Source organism: Parabacteroides sp. CH2-D42-20, assembly GCF_003670185.1.
In the GTDB taxonomy this organism is placed as follows: Bacteria; Bacteroidota; Bacteroidia; order Bacteroidales; family Tannerellaceae; genus Parabacteroides; species Parabacteroides distasonis.
This window is the reverse complement of the sequence record NZ_RAYG01000016.1, coordinates 103,833-123,742: the sequence shown is the minus strand read 5'-3', so window position 1 is coordinate 123,742 and position 19,910 is coordinate 103,833. Positions and strand designations below refer to the sequence as shown.

General features: G+C 50.5%; 13 protein-coding genes. 11 read left to right on the top strand and 2 right to left on the bottom strand.

Annotated features, from left to right (window positions below):
• Positions 1-36: 36 nt before the first annotated feature.
• Complete coding sequence (locus D7V92_RS22070) at positions 37-270, bottom strand: hypothetical protein (RefSeq protein WP_158598886.1); 234 nt, start codon at positions 268-270, stop codon at positions 37-39.
• Positions 271-284: 14 nt separating this feature from the next.
• Complete coding sequence (locus D7V92_RS11620) at positions 285-1,550, bottom strand: DEAD/DEAH box helicase (protein ID WP_121772923.1); 1,266 nt, start codon at positions 1,548-1,550, stop codon at positions 285-287.
• Between the two features lie 108 nt (positions 1,551-1,658).
• Between D7V92_RS11620 and recQ the strand changes: the two genes are divergently transcribed.
• From recQ to D7V92_RS11565, 11 genes are all read left to right on the top strand, one after another.
• A complete protein-coding gene (gene recQ / locus D7V92_RS11615; RefSeq protein ID WP_121772922.1) occupies positions 1,659-3,494 on the top strand; it encodes a DNA helicase RecQ in 1,836 nt (611 codons plus the stop codon).
• Between the two features lie 94 nt (positions 3,495-3,588).
• Positions 3,589-4,767 (top strand): DUF4876 domain-containing protein, encoded by a 1,179-nt coding sequence (locus D7V92_RS11610; protein WP_121772921.1) that lies wholly within the window; start codon positions 3,589-3,591, stop codon positions 4,765-4,767.
• A gap of 6 nt (positions 4,768-4,773) precedes the next feature.
• Entirely contained in the window at positions 4,774-6,291 is a 1,518-nt protein-coding gene (locus D7V92_RS11605) for a DUF6850 family outer membrane beta-barrel protein (protein WP_121772920.1), read from the top strand.
• A 14-nt stretch (positions 6,292-6,305) separates the two neighbouring features.
• Positions 6,306-8,795, top strand: a complete 2,490-nt coding sequence (locus tag D7V92_RS11600; RefSeq protein ID WP_121772919.1) for a TonB-dependent receptor — start codon at positions 6,306-6,308, stop codon at positions 8,793-8,795.
• Positions 8,796-8,799: 4 nt separating this feature from the next.
• Complete coding sequence (locus D7V92_RS11595) at positions 8,800-10,404, top strand: helix-turn-helix domain-containing protein (protein ID WP_121772918.1); 1,605 nt, start codon at positions 8,800-8,802, stop codon at positions 10,402-10,404.
• A 180-nt stretch (positions 10,405-10,584) separates the two neighbouring features.
• On the top strand, positions 10,585-10,974 hold the full coding sequence (locus D7V92_RS11590; RefSeq protein ID WP_005862182.1) for a helix-turn-helix domain-containing protein: 390 nt from the start codon (positions 10,585-10,587) through the stop codon (positions 10,972-10,974).
• Between the two features lie 8 nt (positions 10,975-10,982).
• Positions 10,983-11,837, top strand: coding sequence for a hypothetical protein (locus D7V92_RS11585; protein WP_009017480.1), 855 nt, complete (start codon positions 10,983-10,985; stop codon positions 11,835-11,837).
• A 21-nt stretch (positions 11,838-11,858) separates the two neighbouring features.
• Entirely contained in the window at positions 11,859-14,375 is a 2,517-nt protein-coding gene (locus D7V92_RS11580) for a hypothetical protein (RefSeq protein WP_009017481.1), read from the top strand.
• Positions 14,376-14,389: 14 nt separating this feature from the next.
• The gene (gene preA / locus D7V92_RS11575) at positions 14,390-15,883 is read left to right on the top strand and encodes an NAD-dependent dihydropyrimidine dehydrogenase subunit PreA (protein WP_011966335.1); all 1,494 of its coding nucleotides are present in this window, start codon (positions 14,390-14,392) and stop codon (positions 15,881-15,883) included.
• 4 nt (positions 15,884-15,887) lie between these two features.
• Entirely contained in the window at positions 15,888-18,023 is a 2,136-nt protein-coding gene (locus tag D7V92_RS11570; protein WP_121772917.1) for a DUF5686 family protein, read from the top strand.
• An 18-nt stretch (positions 18,024-18,041) separates the two neighbouring features.
• The gene (locus tag D7V92_RS11565) at positions 18,042-19,883 is read left to right on the top strand and encodes a hypothetical protein (protein WP_121772916.1); all 1,842 of its coding nucleotides are present in this window, start codon (positions 18,042-18,044) and stop codon (positions 19,881-19,883) included.
• Positions 19,884-19,910: the final 27 nt, after the last annotated feature.

Sequence of the window (19,910 nt, the reverse complement as noted above, 5' to 3'; positions counted from 1 at the left end):
GAATCACAAAAATAATGAAATATTCCAGAGATTACCTCATTTTAAAAGAAAGTATAGGGTAATAGCGCCAAACAGCTCGCTAAAGCGGACTGTTTGGATACTTAGGTGACGAACCGGATGCCATACGGGTGGCATAGCTGTGCCATCCTTATGGCACGCCCTTGCCATCGTTGTGGCACGCCCTTGCCATCGTTGTGGCACGGCTATGCCACCGGCGTGGCACGACTGTGCCAATACTATGGAAAGGACTGGCACTATACGTCGCTGCAATACAATAACTTAGATTACTTAGAGGAATTGGCAGCACGCTTCTTGTTACGCCAGTAGCTGCCGTCGCGTTTGCTTCCGAACATATTACGGCGTTTCGACTCTTGCTTGATCGCTTCTTTCTTCTCGGCTATAGCGGCTTTCACCTCCTTGGTCTCATACATATGGCCACCGGCTACGGGGACTTCCTTGCCGATCAGTTTCTGGATATCTTTTAACAAAGGTACCTCCTCGGCGTCGCAGAAAGAGAAAGCCACACCTTCACGGCCCGCACGACCCGTACGCCCGATCCGATGTACATAAGTCTCGGGTACGTTAGGAAGCTCATAGTTAATGACGTGCGTCAGATGATCCACGTCGATTCCACGGGCGGCGATATCCGTAGCGATCAGCACACGGGTCGTATGATCCTTGAAATTCGTCAAGGTACGCTGGCGAGCGGTCTGGCTCTTGTTGCCATGGATCGCCTCCGCCCCTATCTCCGCTTTCGACAAGACACGGGCCACCTTGTCCGCCCCGTGTTTCGTACGGGTAAAGATCAATACGGATTCCAGTTCCGGGTTCTCCAACAAGCTTTTCAGCAAGTTGATCTTCTCGGCCTTCTCGACGAAATAAACGGATTGGTCGATCGCATCCACGGTCGATGAGGCCGGGGTTACTTCTACCTTTTGCGGCTCGCTCAAGATCGTACCTGCCAAGCGCTCGATCTCAGGGGGCATGGTAGCGGAGAAGAACAAGGACTGGCGTTTCTTGGGCAATAGCGGTAAAATACGCTTGATGTCATGGATAAAGCCCATGTCCAACATACGGTCCGCCTCGTCTAAGACGAAATACTCCAAGGTATCCAAGTGGATGAATCCTTGTCCGATCAAGTCCAGCAGACGTCCCGGCGTAGCGATTAATATATCGATGCCTCTTTCCAAGGCTTCCGTCTGGGGCTTCTGTCCCACCCCACCGAATATCACCGTATGGCGTAATCCGGCGAAACGGCCGTAAGCGGCAAAGCTCTCTCCGATCTGGATGGCAAGCTCACGGGTAGGCGTAAGGATCAATGCCTTGATACCCCGTTTGTAACCTTTCTTCTTCTGGAGATATAACCGCTGGATAATCGGGATGGAGAAGGCCGCCGTCTTACCGGTTCCTGTCTGGGCGCAACCCAATAAATCATAACCTTGCGAAACGATGGGAATCGCTTCTGATTGTATAGGTGTTGGAGTCGTATAACCTTCTTGCACGAGAGCCTTACGTATCGGCTCTATCAAATCTAAATCTTCAAATGTCATTCTAAAATAGGGTGAGCCATCACGGCTCGTTATGTAAATAATGTGGGCAAAGGTAGTAAAACTTTATGATATAAACTATCTTTGCGCTTTTTATGCCCGTAAAGCGATATGAAAGAATTATTACTACTACTGAAAAAGTTCTTCGGATATACCTCCTTCCGTCCCTTGCAGGCGGACATCATACAGCGTATCTTACAGAAAGAGGACTCGTTGGTGCTGATGCCCACGGGTGGAGGCAAGTCGATCTGTTTTCAGCTACCGGCTATCTATCTGCCGGGTACGGCTTTGGTGGTGTCCCCCTTGATCGCCTTGATGAAGGATCAAGTAGAGGGGTTGATCGCCAACGGCATCCCTGCGGCGGCGTTGAACAGTATGATGCCGGAAGAGGAGCAACAACAGGTGAAGCAACTTTGCGTGCAGGGCAAGATCAAATTATTGTATATCTCCCCGGAACGGATCAAGATGGAGGCGGACTGGTTCCTGCCCCGGCTGGACATCTCGCTCATCGCTATCGACGAGGCACATTGCGTATCGCATTGGGGACATGACTTCCGTCCGGAATACACGCAACTGGCGATATTGAAGGAACGTTTCCCGAAAGTCCCGGTCGTGGCCCTGACCGCTACCGCCGATAAAATCACCCGGAAGGATATCCTAGAGCAGTTACGGCTTCGTACGCCCCAAACGTTCATATCATCGTTCGACCGCCCGAACATCTCCCTCACGGTACGCCGAGGGCTTAACAAGAAAGAGAAGATCGCCGCCATCGTCCATTTCATCCGGGGGCACCGGGAGCAGAGCGGTATCATCTATTGCATGCGCCGCAACGATACGACCGAGCTGGCCGATGAGTTGGCGATGTATAATATCAAGGCGATCGCCTACCACGCCGGCCTCCTGCCCGCCCAACGGGAACAGGCCCAAAACGATTTCATCAACGACCGGGTGGACGTGGTGTGCGCCACGGTAGCTTTCGGGATGGGTATCGACAAGAGTAATGTCCGTTGGGTCGTGCATTACAGCATGCCGGGGAGTATCGAGAACTACTACCAAGAGATCGGCCGTGCCGGAAGGGACGGGATGAAAAGCGATGCCCTCCTGTTCTATTCCTTGAGCGACTTGATCGTACTTCGCCGTTTCGCCGAGGAGAGTGGCCAAAGCGAGGTGAACTTGGAGAAGCTAAACAGGATGAGACGGTACTGCGAGTCCGATATGTGCCGCCGCCGTGTCCTGCTCAGTTACTTCGGCGAGGAGGCGGACCATGATTGCGGCAACTGCGACGTGTGCAAGAACCCTCCGCTACGTTTCGACGGCAGTGTCTTGATACAAAAGGCGCTGAGCGCCGTTATCCGGACCGGCGAGCACGTGGGCATGCAGATGCTGATCGACATACTCCGTGCCTCCGCCCGCGCGGAGCTGCTGGAGAGAGGATACGATAAGCTAAAGACGTACGGAGCCGGACGGGATCTCTCTTATAAAGAATGGAAGGAGTACATTTACCAGATGATCCAACTCGGGTACATGGAGATCGACTACGCCGCCGAGCGTGTCTTGCGGATGACCCCGCTAGGCAGGCGTGTCCTGTACGGGGAGCAAAAGGCCCAGCTCGTCATCTATCGGGAACCGGATGAGCTGACACGCCCCGTCCGGAGAGGCGAGCGGAAATCCTCCTTCAAGGCCCAGCCGATCCGGCCGATCCGGTCCGCCTCTACGGACGAGACCTTGCTGGACTCCCTCCGCCAACTTCGCAAGCAAATCGCCGAGCGAGAGCATACGCCGGCTTATATCATCTTCTCCGACGATTCTTTGGAAGACATGGTGGAGAAGAAACCGGTCACCTTGGACCAGTTCAGCGACATCCGGGGCGTGGGGCAAATCAAGCTGGACCGGTATGGGAAGGTGTTCGTGGCCTTGATCCGGTTCGTGCTGAAGCTACCGAAATAAGAAGAACACATGTTAATGTTTTTAGCTCCTAAATGGAAATATAAAAAAATCACATATATTTGTCTACAATTATTAAGCACAATGCCTCATATTCATGATAGACAAACATTTTTCTCTCCTCACCCACCTGCTCTGTCTGTGTTTTCTGGCAGGATGCGAGAATGAGTATTTCAAAACGGGGAGTATCCATATCCAATTGAAGAAACCTTCCGGATACGTAGATATCTCCTTGGCGAATATCCCGGTCACACTAATCAATCAAAGTATAGGCTGTGTCTACACCACGACCACCGACACAAATGGACTAGCTCTATTTGAACTAACCGCTGGCATATGCGCAATCTCCGCAAATCAGGAAACCACGACTGGCAACAGGGATTATATATTGAGTGGTAGCCTCTCCAATATCCAGTTCGAGGCCAATGGAGAAGAACGATCCGTGGAAATACCTTTGGAAGTGTCCGAACGAGGCCGTCTACTGATTAGCGAGATTTATTTCAGCGGTTGTCTCTGGCCTGACGGGAAAAATGTCTATAACAAAGATCAATACCTCACGTTGGTCAATAACTCCGATGACTTGATTTTCCTAGATGGCCTATGTATCGCACAAGCAGGACCCGTAAGCGTGACAAAGCCTTCCGGATGGATGCTCCATACCGATATGAAAGAAATACCTTTATTCATGATGTGCTGGGAGTTTCCGGGAACGGGAACCGAATATCCCATTCAACCGGGGGAGCGACAAACAATAGCGATTAACGCCATAAACCATACCAATAGCGAAGTGGGAGTTCCGACCTCGCTCGATTTATCCAGCGTGGAATGGGCTTTTTGGGATCCTATCTTGACCGGAAGCCAAATCTCCGCCGGTGTAAAACCTCTAAACTTGGTATGGCGTGGCACCGGTTTCTCCTATCTGTTTTCCATGAACGGCCCGACGATCCTCTTGTTCCGTCCCAAAACGGACTTAAGAGAATGGATCGCCAATCCGGATCACATCCAAAAAGAACCTGAAAGTTTCAATACGCTAAAATACCTCCATATACCCGCTGATTGGGTGCTGGATATCGCGAATTTCGTCTCTTCAACCTCTACGGTAGCTTACACACGTATCCCATCTTCTATGGATGTGAGTCCGGGTATAGCCACGTCCGGCGGTTCCGGCCTGGCAATGCGTCGGAAATATGAGCAAGAGGGGAAACGCTTCCGCTGGAAAGATTCCAATAACACCGCCGAGGATTTCGAGAAAAGTCCACCTTCCTTAAAACGGTAAGCCTCTATGAAGATCACTATCATTCTATGTATGATATCACTATCTGTCTATGCCTCACGGTCATGGGCTCAACAAGAAAGCGCATGGGCTTTATCCGCCAATCCTGTCAGCATCAGCTATGTGCCTAAGGACAGCGCTATGGAAGCTGGTTTAAGTTATTTGATCCATCAAGCCGCCTTGCCTGCCAGCGACCAGCCGGATCAAACACAGACCTATAGGGCTTATGTATCCGGTAACCGAAAGCTGGACCTGCTTTGGCTGGCGGGTGGTATCAATTGGTCGCAAAGCCTACTGGAAGGGAGAAAATGGAATTTATTATCGCAACCGGACTATCTGATTACGGCCGGCGATTCCTTGGGAGAGCCACAACGCATCGAGAAATACAGGATCTACGGACAAGCGGCTTACGTCTTATCTCCGAAAATCAAGGTCGGGATAGATGGAGACTATACAGCTACAAGCAACGAAGATCACTCCTCTTACCATATCTACCATGGGATGGCACACTTAATCCGGATATCAGGAGGTATCGTTTACGAACAAGTACGCAGACGTTTTGGAGCCTCGATCCATTATACCCATCGAACAGAGGAATTAACGTATGATACGGATAGTAAAGATAAACTTTATACATTTCCTCTGGGTTATTGGCTTCCGATGCAAGAATTATCAGGAAGTTTCCTGTTTCGCAGCCAAGGAAAACGCCTAGGTGTTTCCTTGCAAGCGGAAACCCGAAAAGAGCATTGGAGTCTTTTCCATGATCTCTCCTACGAGACCCAGCAATTAGCGGACAATCCCAATAACTCCGGCAACTTGAGAGGCTGGGAAGAACGGCTGCACCAAATCTGTTACCAAGGTCGTTTTACCCGAACGAATAAATCGTGGACGCATATCTGGTCGCCCACAGCCCGATTCAACCAAACTACGGCCAACCGCATATTACAACGGAATCCCACCACAAGCTCGTCTGCCATATGGACTACATTCGCCACCTATCGCCTAGCAAGGCAACGGATGTTATCTACCCAACTAAGTTACGAGGCGACAAAGAATGATACTTCGGGCGGAAAGGCATCCACATGGCAAATGACTGTCGGATGGAATCGTTTGGAAAATGATTTCTACATATATCCTTTTACGGTCAAACAATATACAGGGCTCTTCCACGGAGAGATTGCGTTTTTTCGACAAATCCGCCTACCTAAAGAAAACAAGCTAAGTATCCGCCCGTCCGTGTATATCGTATCGGGCTATGGTACCGAGATCAAATGGGAGAAGGAAACGCAGAAGGATGAGAATGGCTCAGCAGAAATCAAGCTAGAGCAGAACATGCAAAAAGTGAACGAGGATTTTATTGCTCGCACGGCAACCCGTCTGGGTATCGGTACGGAAATGGAATATCGGCATCCCATTCATTCCGCCTTATCAGCGGGATTTCGTTTAAAGGGTAGTCTCGAACAAACGACAAGTCCTCAATCGACCCTCGGAGGGGGTGGAAACTTCAGTATTGTCATCTGGCTATAAATAGGTCTAATACTATGCGTTACTCAACTTTGTACAAAATACCAATAAGGATCGTGACGATATTTCTCTTATTATCATCACTTCATCCGGGCAATTACCTTCACGGGCAAGAGCAACCGGATACTCTGTCCTTCTATTTACCCAACATTTTGGTAACAGCCATCGAGTCTAAGACTCCGGGTACGGTTTCCTTGCTTCCTGCATCAACATTGGAACACACGCAACCGATCACGATCGCTGATCTGACACAGTTATTACCAGGAGGTCTCACCAATAATTCTGGGGTGACAGACGCACAATATTTCTCAGTGCGGGAGGTTTCTTTAAAGAACGGGGTAAACCAATTTCATAAAAACGCAGCTATGGGTGCCCAAATATGGGTAGACGGCTCTCCTCTTCATTTCAACACCGGCATCAACGAGCCTTACGAAGGATATGATGCCCGTTTTCTATCTCTCAACCAAGTGAAAGAGGCGGAAATCATCCGGGGAATACCTTCTGCCCGGTACGGAAACTTAACAAATAGCGTATTATTACTCAAGACTCATCAAGGTAGAATGCCTCTCTCCACCAGCATACGTTACAATCCGAAACTGAAACAATATATGCTTGGAAAAGGCTTCTGTATCTCCCCACAAGGCCATACGCTCAACCTGTTAGCGGACTATACCAGCCAAGGCGATTTCCATACCGGCGGCATACGCTTGGCAAACCTTTACCATTGGTTGCCCGCAGGGAAAAAACTAGAATTAAGCCTTACTTACACCTCTCGCATAGGAAAGGAAAAGCAATTCGTCAACGAGCAGAATCATACACAAAGACAACGATTGGATCAGCGATTTTCCATACAAGGGGAATGGCAACCCGACCGACGTTGGCTCAAGAAACTGTCTCTGAGAATAGACGGTTCCCTTCAAAAAAGCAAACAAACAAAGAGTCAGGTCAACAATGCCTCTAGCCAGCTTTATACAGACCAGAAAGAGAGCGGCGAATGGGAAGCCAATGTTTTATCCTCAAACTACATGTACACATTAGTCAATGAAAGCCGACCTTTTTATGTAGAAACCGAGATGCTGGCGTCTACCTCATTTCCGCTACGGCAGAGACGTGAAATCAGCTTAGCCGCCGGATTCTCATGGCGTGGTGAGGGCAACGAAGGGCGAGGCAGGGATTTCGATCGGCAAAGGCCTCCTTCTACATCTATCCGTCCCCGCTCATTCCGGGAAATCCCATCCTTGCATACGTTCGGTGGCTTCATTGAGGCCACATACCGGACTCCCAACCTCCATGTAAAAGCCGGATTAAAAAATCAAGGATTGAAAAGCCGGGATTATGCCTTAATCTATCAGACAGAACCTCGCCTGAATCTCTTATGGTCTCTCTGCTCCTCTCCCTCCGGCTATACATTGAGTTTAAAAGCCGGGGTCGGATGGATCAGTTTCATGCCGACATTGGAAAAACTCTACCCGGAAGCTATTTATAATGATAAGGTCTCTTTCTATTATAATGATAGCAATGAAAGTGGAAACACCCTTGGTATTCTCACGACACATGCCCCCGGAATGGAACGAAATATGAAATTAAAACCTACCGTAAATCGAAAGATAGAGGTTGGCCTTATAGGGAAGACTCCGGCCATCCGACTAGACATGACCGCTTTTTTCGAGAAACAAACGGATGGCTTTTCCTCCTCGGCGCAATATATTCCGTTCAGCTATCGGGAATATGATTATCTATCAACCGCCCAACTTCGTCCTGAATACAAAGATGGACAGGTATGGGTGAACGGTAAGGCTGTCCCTTATCAAGAGAAATATAGTTACACGCCGGTATCTGTACCAGTCAATACACTCCATAGGAAGAAACATGGGATTGAGATGGTAGCGGACCTCGGGACTTTCTCACCCTTGCGTACCTCCCTAATCGTAGACGGGATTTGGTTATATGTACGAGAAAAGAATACGGCCCTTAACGGGATCTGGCCGATCCAGTACACAGATAAAACAGAATACCCCTACGTAGGTTTTTACGACAGGCAAGGCGGACCGGGAAATGAAAGTCGTTCGGAGATCATCTCCACGAACTTCCGTTTCATCACCCGCATCCCCAGAATCGGACTGGTCACTACCCTTACGTGGCAAATGATATGGCTCTATAAATATCGTACGCTCTACAACGGTAGCACTGGCGAGAATGTATGGCCCCTATATTGGTGTGGAACAGACGGAATCATACATCCGTTCACCGAGGCACAGAAAGAGGATCCAGCCTTTGCGCCTTTACTCTCCACCACCGCACCGGAACGATTCCTACCAAACTCTTATAAACCATATGGTATGCTGAATATTCGGGTAAACAAAGCTTTCGGAGAGCACATCACGCTGGCATTCTTTGCCAACAACCTCGCCGATTTACGCCCCACTCGCTATTCAGCCAGCACGAGATCTTACCTTCAACAAAATACCCAGCCTTTTTTCGGTCTGGAATTACAAATAAAACTATGACATCATGAAAACAAGCATACTTTACATATTCCTACTGTCAATCCTTTACGCCTGCGACTCCCACTCTCTTCTTCCACCCAAGCAGCAATTGGATCAGCAAATAGCGCAACTGAATGATTATTCTTTGTTGAGCGGTCGCTTGAACGACCAGCTATGCGAAGAGATAGAAACCCATGCCCAAGAAATAGGGAATGACTCGCTTTTGCTGGCAACCCGCCAAATCATATACACTCGCTATTGCAGATTACAGGACACGGCTCATGCGAGAATGCTACTCGACCGCATGAAACCTTACGCCATCCGCATAAAAGACAAGCACCTTCTCATGAATCACCTGCGTATGGCATTTCTTCACGCACAGACACGCCAACCCGCAGAATGCGAGCGATGGATAAACGAGGCACGAAAATATGCATATATAAATCCTCAAAACTGGTATATCACGGCGGCTAACGCTTGTCTTGAATGTGGATTATATCCCCAAGCACTCATCTATGCGGATTCAGCATTGGTGAACTTGAAATATAAAGTGATAAGCTCTCCTCACTTAGTAAAAGCTATAGCATTAAGCCGTACGGGAAAGACCGCCGAAGCGGAGGAATGGACCAAACGATGCATTACCGATATCCGCCACTTTCAGGCGAAACACCAAATACACACGATCAGCTATCTGCAATATCAACTCTTCATGGAATACGCCGTCTCTCTCCGGAAACATGGAAAAAACAAAGAGGCACTATCCGTATTGGAGGAATTAGACAGAGTCTCATTCAATAATGTCGCCACGCCTCTCTTGAGGAACAAAGACAATATCGAGGAATATAAGGTGCGTGTGGCACGTATGTTGTCCGAATGCTATTATACGACCGGAAATCAATCGGAAGCCATCCAACAGGCAAACCGGGCTGACTCCCTACAATCCCATTATGCCCAAGAGCAAATGAACATACGCAGAAAGATGATCAGCGAAAGCCTACAAAACGAACTATTATCCACCCGCTTAAAAAGTCAGAAGATGGAGGCGGAACAGGCACGGCTCATCCAGTATATCCTAACCGGAATCATTATTTTACTCATGGCTATCCTAACCGGAGGATATCTTTGGTGGAGAAATCATCGCCGTCGCCTACGCCAGTTATTCGATTTATTGATAAGCCATCATGCAGCTTGGTTGCTAATACACGATCCACTTCCGCTAATCTCCCGGCCACAAATAAAGTTACCAGATCATTCAGAGGCAAACACCGAGGTCGCAACAAAAGCTGATAATCTCCTATATCAACGAATCCTATCAGTTATGAAAGAGCAAAAGCCTTTCTTAAATCCTAATCTCGACCTTGTGACCCTCTCCCGTCTAGTGGGTACTAACCGAACACAACTATCCACCACCCTCAATAGGCAGACGGGAATGAACTTTAGCCGTTGGCTGGCTGAATACAGGGTACACCACCTCCTCTCGCTCGTCGCCCTACACCCTGACAGTGACATCACCGCACTGGCCTCCGAATCAGGCTTCACCTCTCGTACCTCCTTCTTCCGGCAATTCCGGCAAGTTACCGGGCTTACGCCTAACCAATACAAAAACGTACGGAAAGAGACCGGCAAATAACCTGTTAAAGTACCGGCCTTACCTTTGGTGCAAGGTCTTTACGGCCCTTGGTGTACCAGATCGTTCGGATCAAGTTTCAATACGTTCGCATCTTTTCCCTTCCTTTGGTATACCAAATGGGACTGTCTATATTTGACCTCGCAAGTCCCCTTTATGCGGGTTACTTAAGACAGTACCAATATGGAAGAAAAGCAAAAGCCATCCCTAATCGAACGCAGGCTATATGCCCGCATCTTACAAATCATGGAGGATAAGAAGCCTTATCTCGATCCACAGTTCAATTTGTGCCAGTTGGCCAACCTCGCTTGCACGAACCGTACCCGGCTATCCTCTACCTTGAACAATCAGACGGGTATGAACTTCAGTCGCTGGCTGGCTATCTATCGGGTAGAGTACCTCATACGGGAATTTTCCAAGTGCCTCACACAAGAGCCGCAGGAGTTATACAAGACGGCTGGGTTTACCTCCCGTACCTCTTTCTACCGCCAATTCAAGGAGGTGACGGGCAACACTCCCATCGAGTACTTCGCCAACCTATATTATAACAACGTAAATGATTCAACTAAATAAATAGCGATATGAGACATTTTACACTCCTACTCTTATCCGTTTTTACTGTCTATCAAGCCAAGGCGGATATATTGATCCCCTTAGACAAATATCCTACGGGGGAAAAACGTTTCAACTTACAGATCAACGGAAGTCACGATACCAGTACCCCTTGGCTCTCCACCACGTCATTTGGCGTGGATGAAGATGGGCAGATGGGAAACCCGGAGAATTGGACATCCGAACAAATCGACGAGGACAATCACTCGGTAAGTCACCGACTCATCATGAACAGTATTTCCCTGCGCCTCTCCTATCGTGTATGGGACAATCTCAGCCTGTGGGCAGGCATCGGTACCACCAACTTCACCCACGAGGAGACTTTCCGAGATGATGACGACCTAAGCAGTACCATCTTCAGCAAGAACATGGTACCCATCTACAGCGGAGGGCTAGGTTACGGCCATGCCTTCACCGACCGCTTTTTCATGTCTACCCAACCCGGCGTGCGCTATGCCAACAGCGATAACATGACCACCGAGGTGTATTACCAAGGCAAGACCATCCCCTTGCGAGACCTCAGCCTCAACCGCCGTTACCTAGAGTGGACCGTGCCCGTGGTGGCCGGATACGCACTGGGGAATTTCGTGCCCTATGCCGGCATCCTCTACAAGGACTACACGATGAAAGACCGGTACGAGTTCACCAAGACATATGCCGGCAAGGACTATACCGTTCGTATCGACGAGACTTTCCACGCCCGTCACAAGCTGTACGCTTTGGCCGGGGTGAACTATTTCCTCGCTGACAACATCTCGCTCGGAGTAAACGGGAGCTTCGGCAAGAGGCAGTCCGTACAGTTACAATTCAATATCAGTTTCTAAACCTCTTAAACAGATATATACATGAGAACGACACTCAAAGCACAAGCGATACGGCTGATCGCCGTATTTTTGCTTATCACCGCCTCTACCACCACCGTCAAGGCACAGATCAGCCAACATCCCGAACTGTATAAGGTGAAAGAATTCCACAATTACGAATCAGACGGAGGTGCCTATTACTGCTTCACCGACGCACAATACTACCAAGGGAAGCTCTACGGGGTCTACATAAATAATAACGGACCTTCAGCCGTATGCCTCACGGCTTTCGAGGTGAACGGCGAGACCCAGACAATGAAGCAATCTACCATTGGTGAAACCAATAAAAAAGAGATCCGTCTCAATGAGTTCGGCGTATACCAAGATGCCGAACTCATCGTATACCGTAATCGCTTCTATGTGCTCTGGAAGAATAATACCAATGGCCAGATATGGATCGGCGAGGTGGATATGAAAAAGGGAGAATACAAGAAAACTCGTATGCTCGATGACGGGAAAACTTACGCCAACTTCGCCGCCACCATCTACCGTGACAAGATCTGCGTCATCCTACACCGCCGCACCAACAAGAAACTGCAAGTCTACCAATACGGCGACCCCGAACTGAACAGCGGCTGGGACTGGTGCGGCACCGTGCGCAACGCCGGACACGATAATATCGAGCTAAAAGGCTCAACAGGCATATCAATGGAATACGATCCCGACGACCACTGGGACGCCACCTCGTGGTACGGCTACGACGACACCGAGAAAAAGAACGTGGAGAAACTCATCGTAGGCCGACTCAAGAGCGGTACCTTCGAGGCATTCAGCTACAGCGGCGAATATGGCAAGGATAACACATGGCCCTCCAACTGGGAAGAATACGCACATCACGACATAGGCCGCTCGAAGACCTTCTCACTCAAGCTCATCCAAGCCGACATCGAAGGCTATGCGGCCGACAATACTGATGGCTACAAAGCTTCCTCAAATCCCCTAATCTTCAGCTACTGTTCCTATGATGGCAAAGGGACGGGTGAACACTTCCTAAAGAAATTCTACCCCGGCAGCAACAGCTTCGCCGCCGACGCACCCATCTACACCGACCTGCCCTACGGCTACACGGCCGTAGCCACCGCAGCAGATCCTACCACTGAGACAGCTCCCGGCGGAGGACTCTACTACAAGCAATATATCTATCTACTACGGGGTAACCAGCAACCATACCACTGGTTCAAGCACTCCTACGTCGCCTCCATCCGATCTAACGAGATCGTGGAGAGACGCAGTTCTTTCAACGACGAGAAGGCCTTATTCGGCAACAGCGAGTTACGCAATCTCGTGCGCCTCGTCGGCATCATCGAAGGACCACCTCCAACGGTAGTGGATAATAACGAGTGGTTCGGCGACCTCGGCGTAGCCTCAAGCCTTGCCTTCACCATGGGATCGGGCACCAGCAACTCCGTGAGCCGACTCTATAAAAGCGACCTCAAATGCTCCTTCGGACCGCATACGGATAAACTCACGGCAGCATTCGGCGGCGGATACTCCTTCCAGAAACAACACGAGGAAGTAACAAGCCAGTCCGAGTCCATCACCGTTACCTTCGAAGCAAACGACACAGCAGACTACCGGGCCATCGCCCTCTACTCTGTACCCATTCTGACCCGTTGCGACCTAGAATACCTCTCCCCCACCCGGAGACAGAGTGTACGAATGCCCATATTCAGCTATACTTACATGACACGGCAGAGTATCAAACAAGTAGAAGTGCCTCTCGACCTAGAGCCTTTCCGCATAGACAATCCAAGCAAACTTGGAGACTGGGAGGCCCGTGAGATCCTCACCATGACCGCCAGCGAGCCAAATGTCAGCAAGTCCGTCAACTTCAGCCTCAACTCCGAACGGATCGACATGACGCTGGAAACCAGCGGCACAATCTCCGACAGTCAGACCAAAGGTGCCATCAGCCTTATGGATTTGAAATTCCCCTTCTTCCAACTGGAGAACCAAAGTTCTTGGGAATGGACAGACCAGACCACAGCGACAACCTCGCAGGGTATCAGCGCATCCTATTCGAAGATACGACGCACGGACAAGCACGTCAGGCCGGAAGAGACAGCCGAGTCCTTCTCATCCACCCTCTATCTGCTCACTGCCGAGAAGTCGAACACGCTCCGTGACCAGTACTACCCCAAGCTACTCGAACGGAAGATTAGCTTCGGCACCGATACCTTTCCCTTCATGGTAAACAGCGACAAACCCTTCGTATTGGCGTGGGACATCAACAACATCACCTATGTACGAGGTGACGTGAGCGCCACTGGCAATGAGGAGGTAACGACCGACGAGCCCCTGTCTATCCGCTTCCTCGACGGCATGCTTACGGTAGATTGCCTGCCGGGAGCCACCGTCAACGTCTACAGCATGAACGGCACGTTGGCTGGTCACCAGCAAGCGGTATCCGGAAAAGCAATCTTCAGCCTGCCCGGACACCTGTACACCGTGGAGGTCGTGACCGAACGTTACCGGAAAGTACAGAAAGTAGTGAGATAATACAGTTAGAAGCCATGAAGACAAACCTCCTCCAGAGAAAACGCCTCCTAACGGAAGAATCGAATCGCTGTTATCTGTGCGATGCCCCTGTCTGCACAAAGGCATGCAAGCCCGGACTAGATCCGGGCCGCTTGCTGCGGGCCTGTAAAATGGACAACCTAGCGGGAGCTATCCTCCGGGCCTACCAGATGGAAGCCTGCAGGGATTGCGACGGGTATCCTTGCGAGAAGGCCTGCCTCCGCGGACGAACCGACCGGGCGATATCCATCACTCAAATCGTACGGCAATTGCAAGATATGCCAAACCCGACGGATAGTTCTCCCCTCACTTCGTCTCCGGACTTGGCGATCGACTTTTGCGGCATCCGCTGCGCCAACCCCTTTATACTGGCCTCCTCGCCCGTAGCCCATAATTACGAGATGTGCGTCCGGGCCCTCGAAGCCGGTTGGGCCGGTATCTGCTTCAAGACGATATCATTCTATCCGAGCCATGAGGTATCCCCCCGCTTCGACCAAATGGAGGTGGATGGCGTGCCTTTCATCGGATTCAAGAACATGGAACAATTGTCGGAAGCCTCTGTCGAAGAGAATTTCGATACTCTCTATCGCCTCAAGCAACGCTATCCTGACAAATTAATCATCTCCTCCATTATGGGACGGACAGACGATGAGTGGACACGGCTTGCCCAATATTCCACGCAGGCTGGGGCCGATATCATTGAGTGCAACTTCTCTTGCCCACAAATGACGCAAGAAGGGATGGGCAGCGACGTAGGACAAAGCCCGGAACTGGTACGCCGGTTCACCGCCGCCACACGCCGGGGTACCCATCTGCCGATACTAGCGAAGATGACACCGAATATCGGGCAGATGACACCCGTGGCGCTCGCCGCCCACGAAGGAGGAGCCACCGGGATAGCCGCCATCAACACCATCAAATGTATCACCCGTATCGATGAGAAAGCACTTACGGCCCGGCCCGTTGTCTGCGGACTGAGCAGCGTGTCCGGCTATTCGGGGAAAGCCGTGCGCCCTATCGCTCTCCGGTTCATACATGAGCTGGCGAGCGATCCTTCTGCCGGCAAGATGCCTATCAGCGGGATAGGCGGTATAGAGACTTGGCGGGATGCCCTCGATTTCCTGCTACTAGGCTGCACGAACCTACAGATATGTACCGCCGTGATGCAATACGGCTTCCGGATCATCGACGATCTATGCGAAGGGTTACGACTGTTCATGCAAGAGAACGGATATAAAACCCTATCCGACCTCATAGGTATCGCTTTACCGAACATCGTACCCCCCGAGAAACTGGAACGTACGCAGATACACCGCCCGACAGTAGATAACAGCCTATGCCTCGGCTGCGGACGCTGTTTCGTTTCCTGTAACGACGGTGGACATCAAGCTATCCGTTTCACCTCTATGCGCAAACCGGTGATAGACGAGCAAAAATGTGTCGGCTGCCATCTTTGCGCATTAGTATGCCCAACCTTCGCCATACATTGACAGGATGAGGATCGAGACGGGACACCTTATTCTACTATCCATACTTCTTCTGTGCCCGCTAGTCCATTCAGACCTGCGGGCACAAGAGAAGACACCCGTCACACGAGCCGACTCCATCATGCGGCAGGTAATCCATCAAGCCCCCATCTACGAGCACGTCCTCGAGAGCTATGAAGCGGAGACCTACGTGAAAGGCCGTACGCACGTTCCCCGGAAGAACAAGCTGCTACAATACGCCTATCTGGTCTTCCCGATAGAGCGTCATCCCCGCGATGCCTTCTTCGAGATGAGTGGCCTCACCCGCTACGACGCTCCCAACCATTATCGCAACGAGATTGTAGCCATCAACAGCAGCCATCTCGCCGCCGGAAGGCATTACAAGGAGATAGCCTCGTTCGTCAACTTGAACGTCTACTCCCCCACGATCTACAATAAGGGAATGATCATGCCACTCTCGCCCGATGCTTTCAAATATTACACGTTTCGGCAGGAAGGCACGGACACGATCTCCGGCATCCCTGTGTATAACATCCGTTTCACCCCTCGCCAATGGAGCCAGAAACTACTATCCGGAAACCTGTACGTAACCGACGAACTCTGGACCATCGACCGTATCGAGATACAAGGGCACTCCTCTTTCTCCGAGTTCAACCTAAGCATACGTTTCAACCGTGACGAGAAGCATTTCATCCTCCCGGAAGAGGCTGACCTGCAAGTCTGCTACCATGCCCTAGGCAACCGGATAGAGAGCGACATCCACGCCGCTTTCCGCTATAAATCGATCTCTTGGGTAGAGGAAGACCATGAGAGCAGGAAATTATACTCGCTTGATCAAACCCAATACTATACGATCACCTCCGACACACTCTCCTTTACCCAAGACAGCGCTTATTGGAACAGCCGGAGGGACAAGCCGCTCACTACCGACGAGAAAGCCTTGTACACCACCGGAACGAACGCGGTGAGGACGGAAGCGGACAGCAGCGTTCTCACCCGCTACCTCCAACTCGGCGAGCGGCTCACCAGCACGGTCAACAAGGATTACAAGAGTACTCGCGTGAAGTATTCCGGCCTTCTCAACCCGTTCCAGCTATCTTTCGGAAGCAACGGGATCACCTATAAGCAAGAAGCACGTATCAGTAAGACATTCGAGCATGACCGTCAGCTACGCTTCCACCCCGAGATCGGTTTCCTATTCAAGGAGAAAGAGCTACGCCTACGGCTAACAACCGACTGGGAGTATCGCCCCGAGCGTCAAGGCATCCTCAACCTCACGATAGCCAATGACAACCAAAGCTATTCCTCCGAAGTGATCCACCAGATCAACGAGATCCTAAAAGATACCCCAATCCGTTTCGACGATCTCAACTTGAAGTATTTCCAGCACTACTATGCCAAGCTGATGAACCAGATAGAACTGATGAACGGCTTCCGGCTCTCGGCCGGACTCGCATACCACCATCGTACGCCCGTGAAAAAGAACAAGGATACCGGATTGGATATTAAGGATCATAATGAGTTCACCCCGGTTATCGGCCTTACCTACACGCCCCGGCAATATTACTGGATGGACGGCTACCGGAAAGAGTACCTGCATTCCCATTACCCGACCTTCCGGATTGAGCTGGCACGAAGCATACCGGACCTGCTCGGCTGTACGGGAAATTACTGGCGGATGGAGGCCGGCATGAACCAGACCGTACGGCTGGGCTTATCCGAACGACTGAGTTACAACCTGAGCGGTGGACTCTTTTTTAACCAGCATAACATGTACTTCGCCGATTTCAGCTATTTCGCCAAACGTTATTTCCCCGAGCCTTGGGGCGACCGGTTTGGCGGGATCTTTCATAATCTGGGTGGGGATTGGTACAATGCCTCCGACAAATATATTCAAGGGCACCTCATGTACGAGAGCCCATTCATTCTATTGCGATTCCTCAAGCCCAATCCCAAGGCGCATAAATACCTCGTGTCCGAACGTTTCTACCTCAGCCAGCTATGGACTCCCGTATTGCCGAATTACAGCGAGCTCGGGTATGGTATCGGTAGCGACCTTTTTCATATAGCGTTTCTCCTAGGCTTCGAGGAGTTCAAGTATCAAAGCGTCGGGTTGAAGTTCGCGCTTGAGTTATTCAGATAATTATAAACAAGTATAGATATGAACAAGAGAAACACTATTAAACAACTTCTTCACCGCGGATGCCTACTTATGGGTATCAGCGCAATAACAAGTTCGGCCTTCGCATGGGATTTCGCCGAGCACCGTAAGATCGGCGACCGTGCCATGAGCCTTCTCCCACGTTATCTGGTGGAAAATGGGATCTTCCCCAACGAGGCCGTCGCTGATAGCGCCTTGCTGCAGATCCTCAACATGTCGCATATGCCCGGCTCGAACGCCTACGCCATGAATGAGCTGACGCAGTTGCCGAATATCGTGACCTACGGTACGCTTTGCGGATTGGCCGGCGACCATGTGGAAAATCCCATGCTCTTGGAGACAGGCCTGCAGACCCATTTCTCCAAGACGAACCGTACGCTGGCTTTGGAGACACAAGCCATGAACGAGTTCCTCACCGGAGCCAACAGCAAGGAGTTGCTCGACATCAATCTGGCTTACGGTATCCTAGCGATCAAGGACCTCTCCCACTTCTACGCCTATGGCAAGGGATTGAACGAGCATCTGAAGATGATCGGCCCCGAGCTGATCCGCCGCCTTCAACGCCCCTCGGAAGTAAACAAGGTCTTCGATAAATTAAATCAGTTGCCCTCCATGAGCAAGTATTTCTGCATCCACATCTTCGCCATCTATCTAGCACAAGAGGCAGGCAAAGAGATGTGTAAAGGAGATACGCAAACGGCGAGCAACCTTATGTTCTACGCCACGATGTACGAGGCTTTCGCCGAGCATTTCCTACAAGACTCCTTCGCCTCCGGACACCAAATGGTACGTAGGGGCTTCTCCGCCTCCTCCGTATCCAACAATAAGAGCCTGCACGATTTCTACAATACCATCCCCGTACAGACCGCTAACCTAAAAGGCGAGACATGGAGTGCTTACGGCGATAAACGTCTGAACCAAAACATGATGGAGTACAACGAGGCCGATGATTACCGGCATATCCGGGTAACGGAGAAACATCCTTATTCCTTGGAGAAAGGCGATAGCTACGAGCGGGAGACGAAGGTATTCTACCAAGTCGTGACCGCCACCTGCGAGTCTATCGTAGAAGTCTGGAAAGCCTACCAGAATGCCTTGGAAGGATCAGACGAGAATATCTTGAACGAGATCCCTTCCGAACGAGACGACCTACCTCAGTTCGTCTACGATCGTTTCCCGGTAATCAAGGATTTCCCGATCCCCTTCGGGACGAATTTGGATGACGTCCCCTTGGAAGCTTCCGTCGCCGACCGCAAGGATGAGCTACAGCTGATCGTACAAGAGCCTTTTACCCGCAACTTTATCCGGTCGAGGGTAGCCAACTCCTTCATGTTCCTGATCGGCACGCCGATCCATAGCAACCGGGATGGTGTCATGACGTATGGCGGTCGCTTGAACGTCAGCATGATCAATTGGCATAAGTTCGGGAAAGGGAAAGGCATGATCATGGAGCCGGGCGACATCGCTCATTGGGTATCCCCTACGATCTCCGGTTATTATATGCACGCCCCTTCCTCCTCCTACACGATCAAGAACTGGAACGTGAAGGCGGGCGCCAATTATAACATGGATATATTCGTTTCCCCGAAACGTTTCCTCGGCCTGTATAGTTATTTCGAGATGGGTATAGACCGCCGTAATGACGAGACCCGTTTCTTGGTAGCTCCCTCGGTCGGTATCCAGCTAGGTTCCCTGATCGGTGTCCATAATTTCAATATGCCGGGATGGTTACGCATCCCGTTGGGAATTATCCTCCCCTTGAAATTCGCCGTCACTTGCAATAAGGTGGCCGGCCGTCCGGTAGAATGGATCAGCAATATGGAGGTGGATATATTGTTCTAGGAAACACCTTGATTCATGCCTATATAG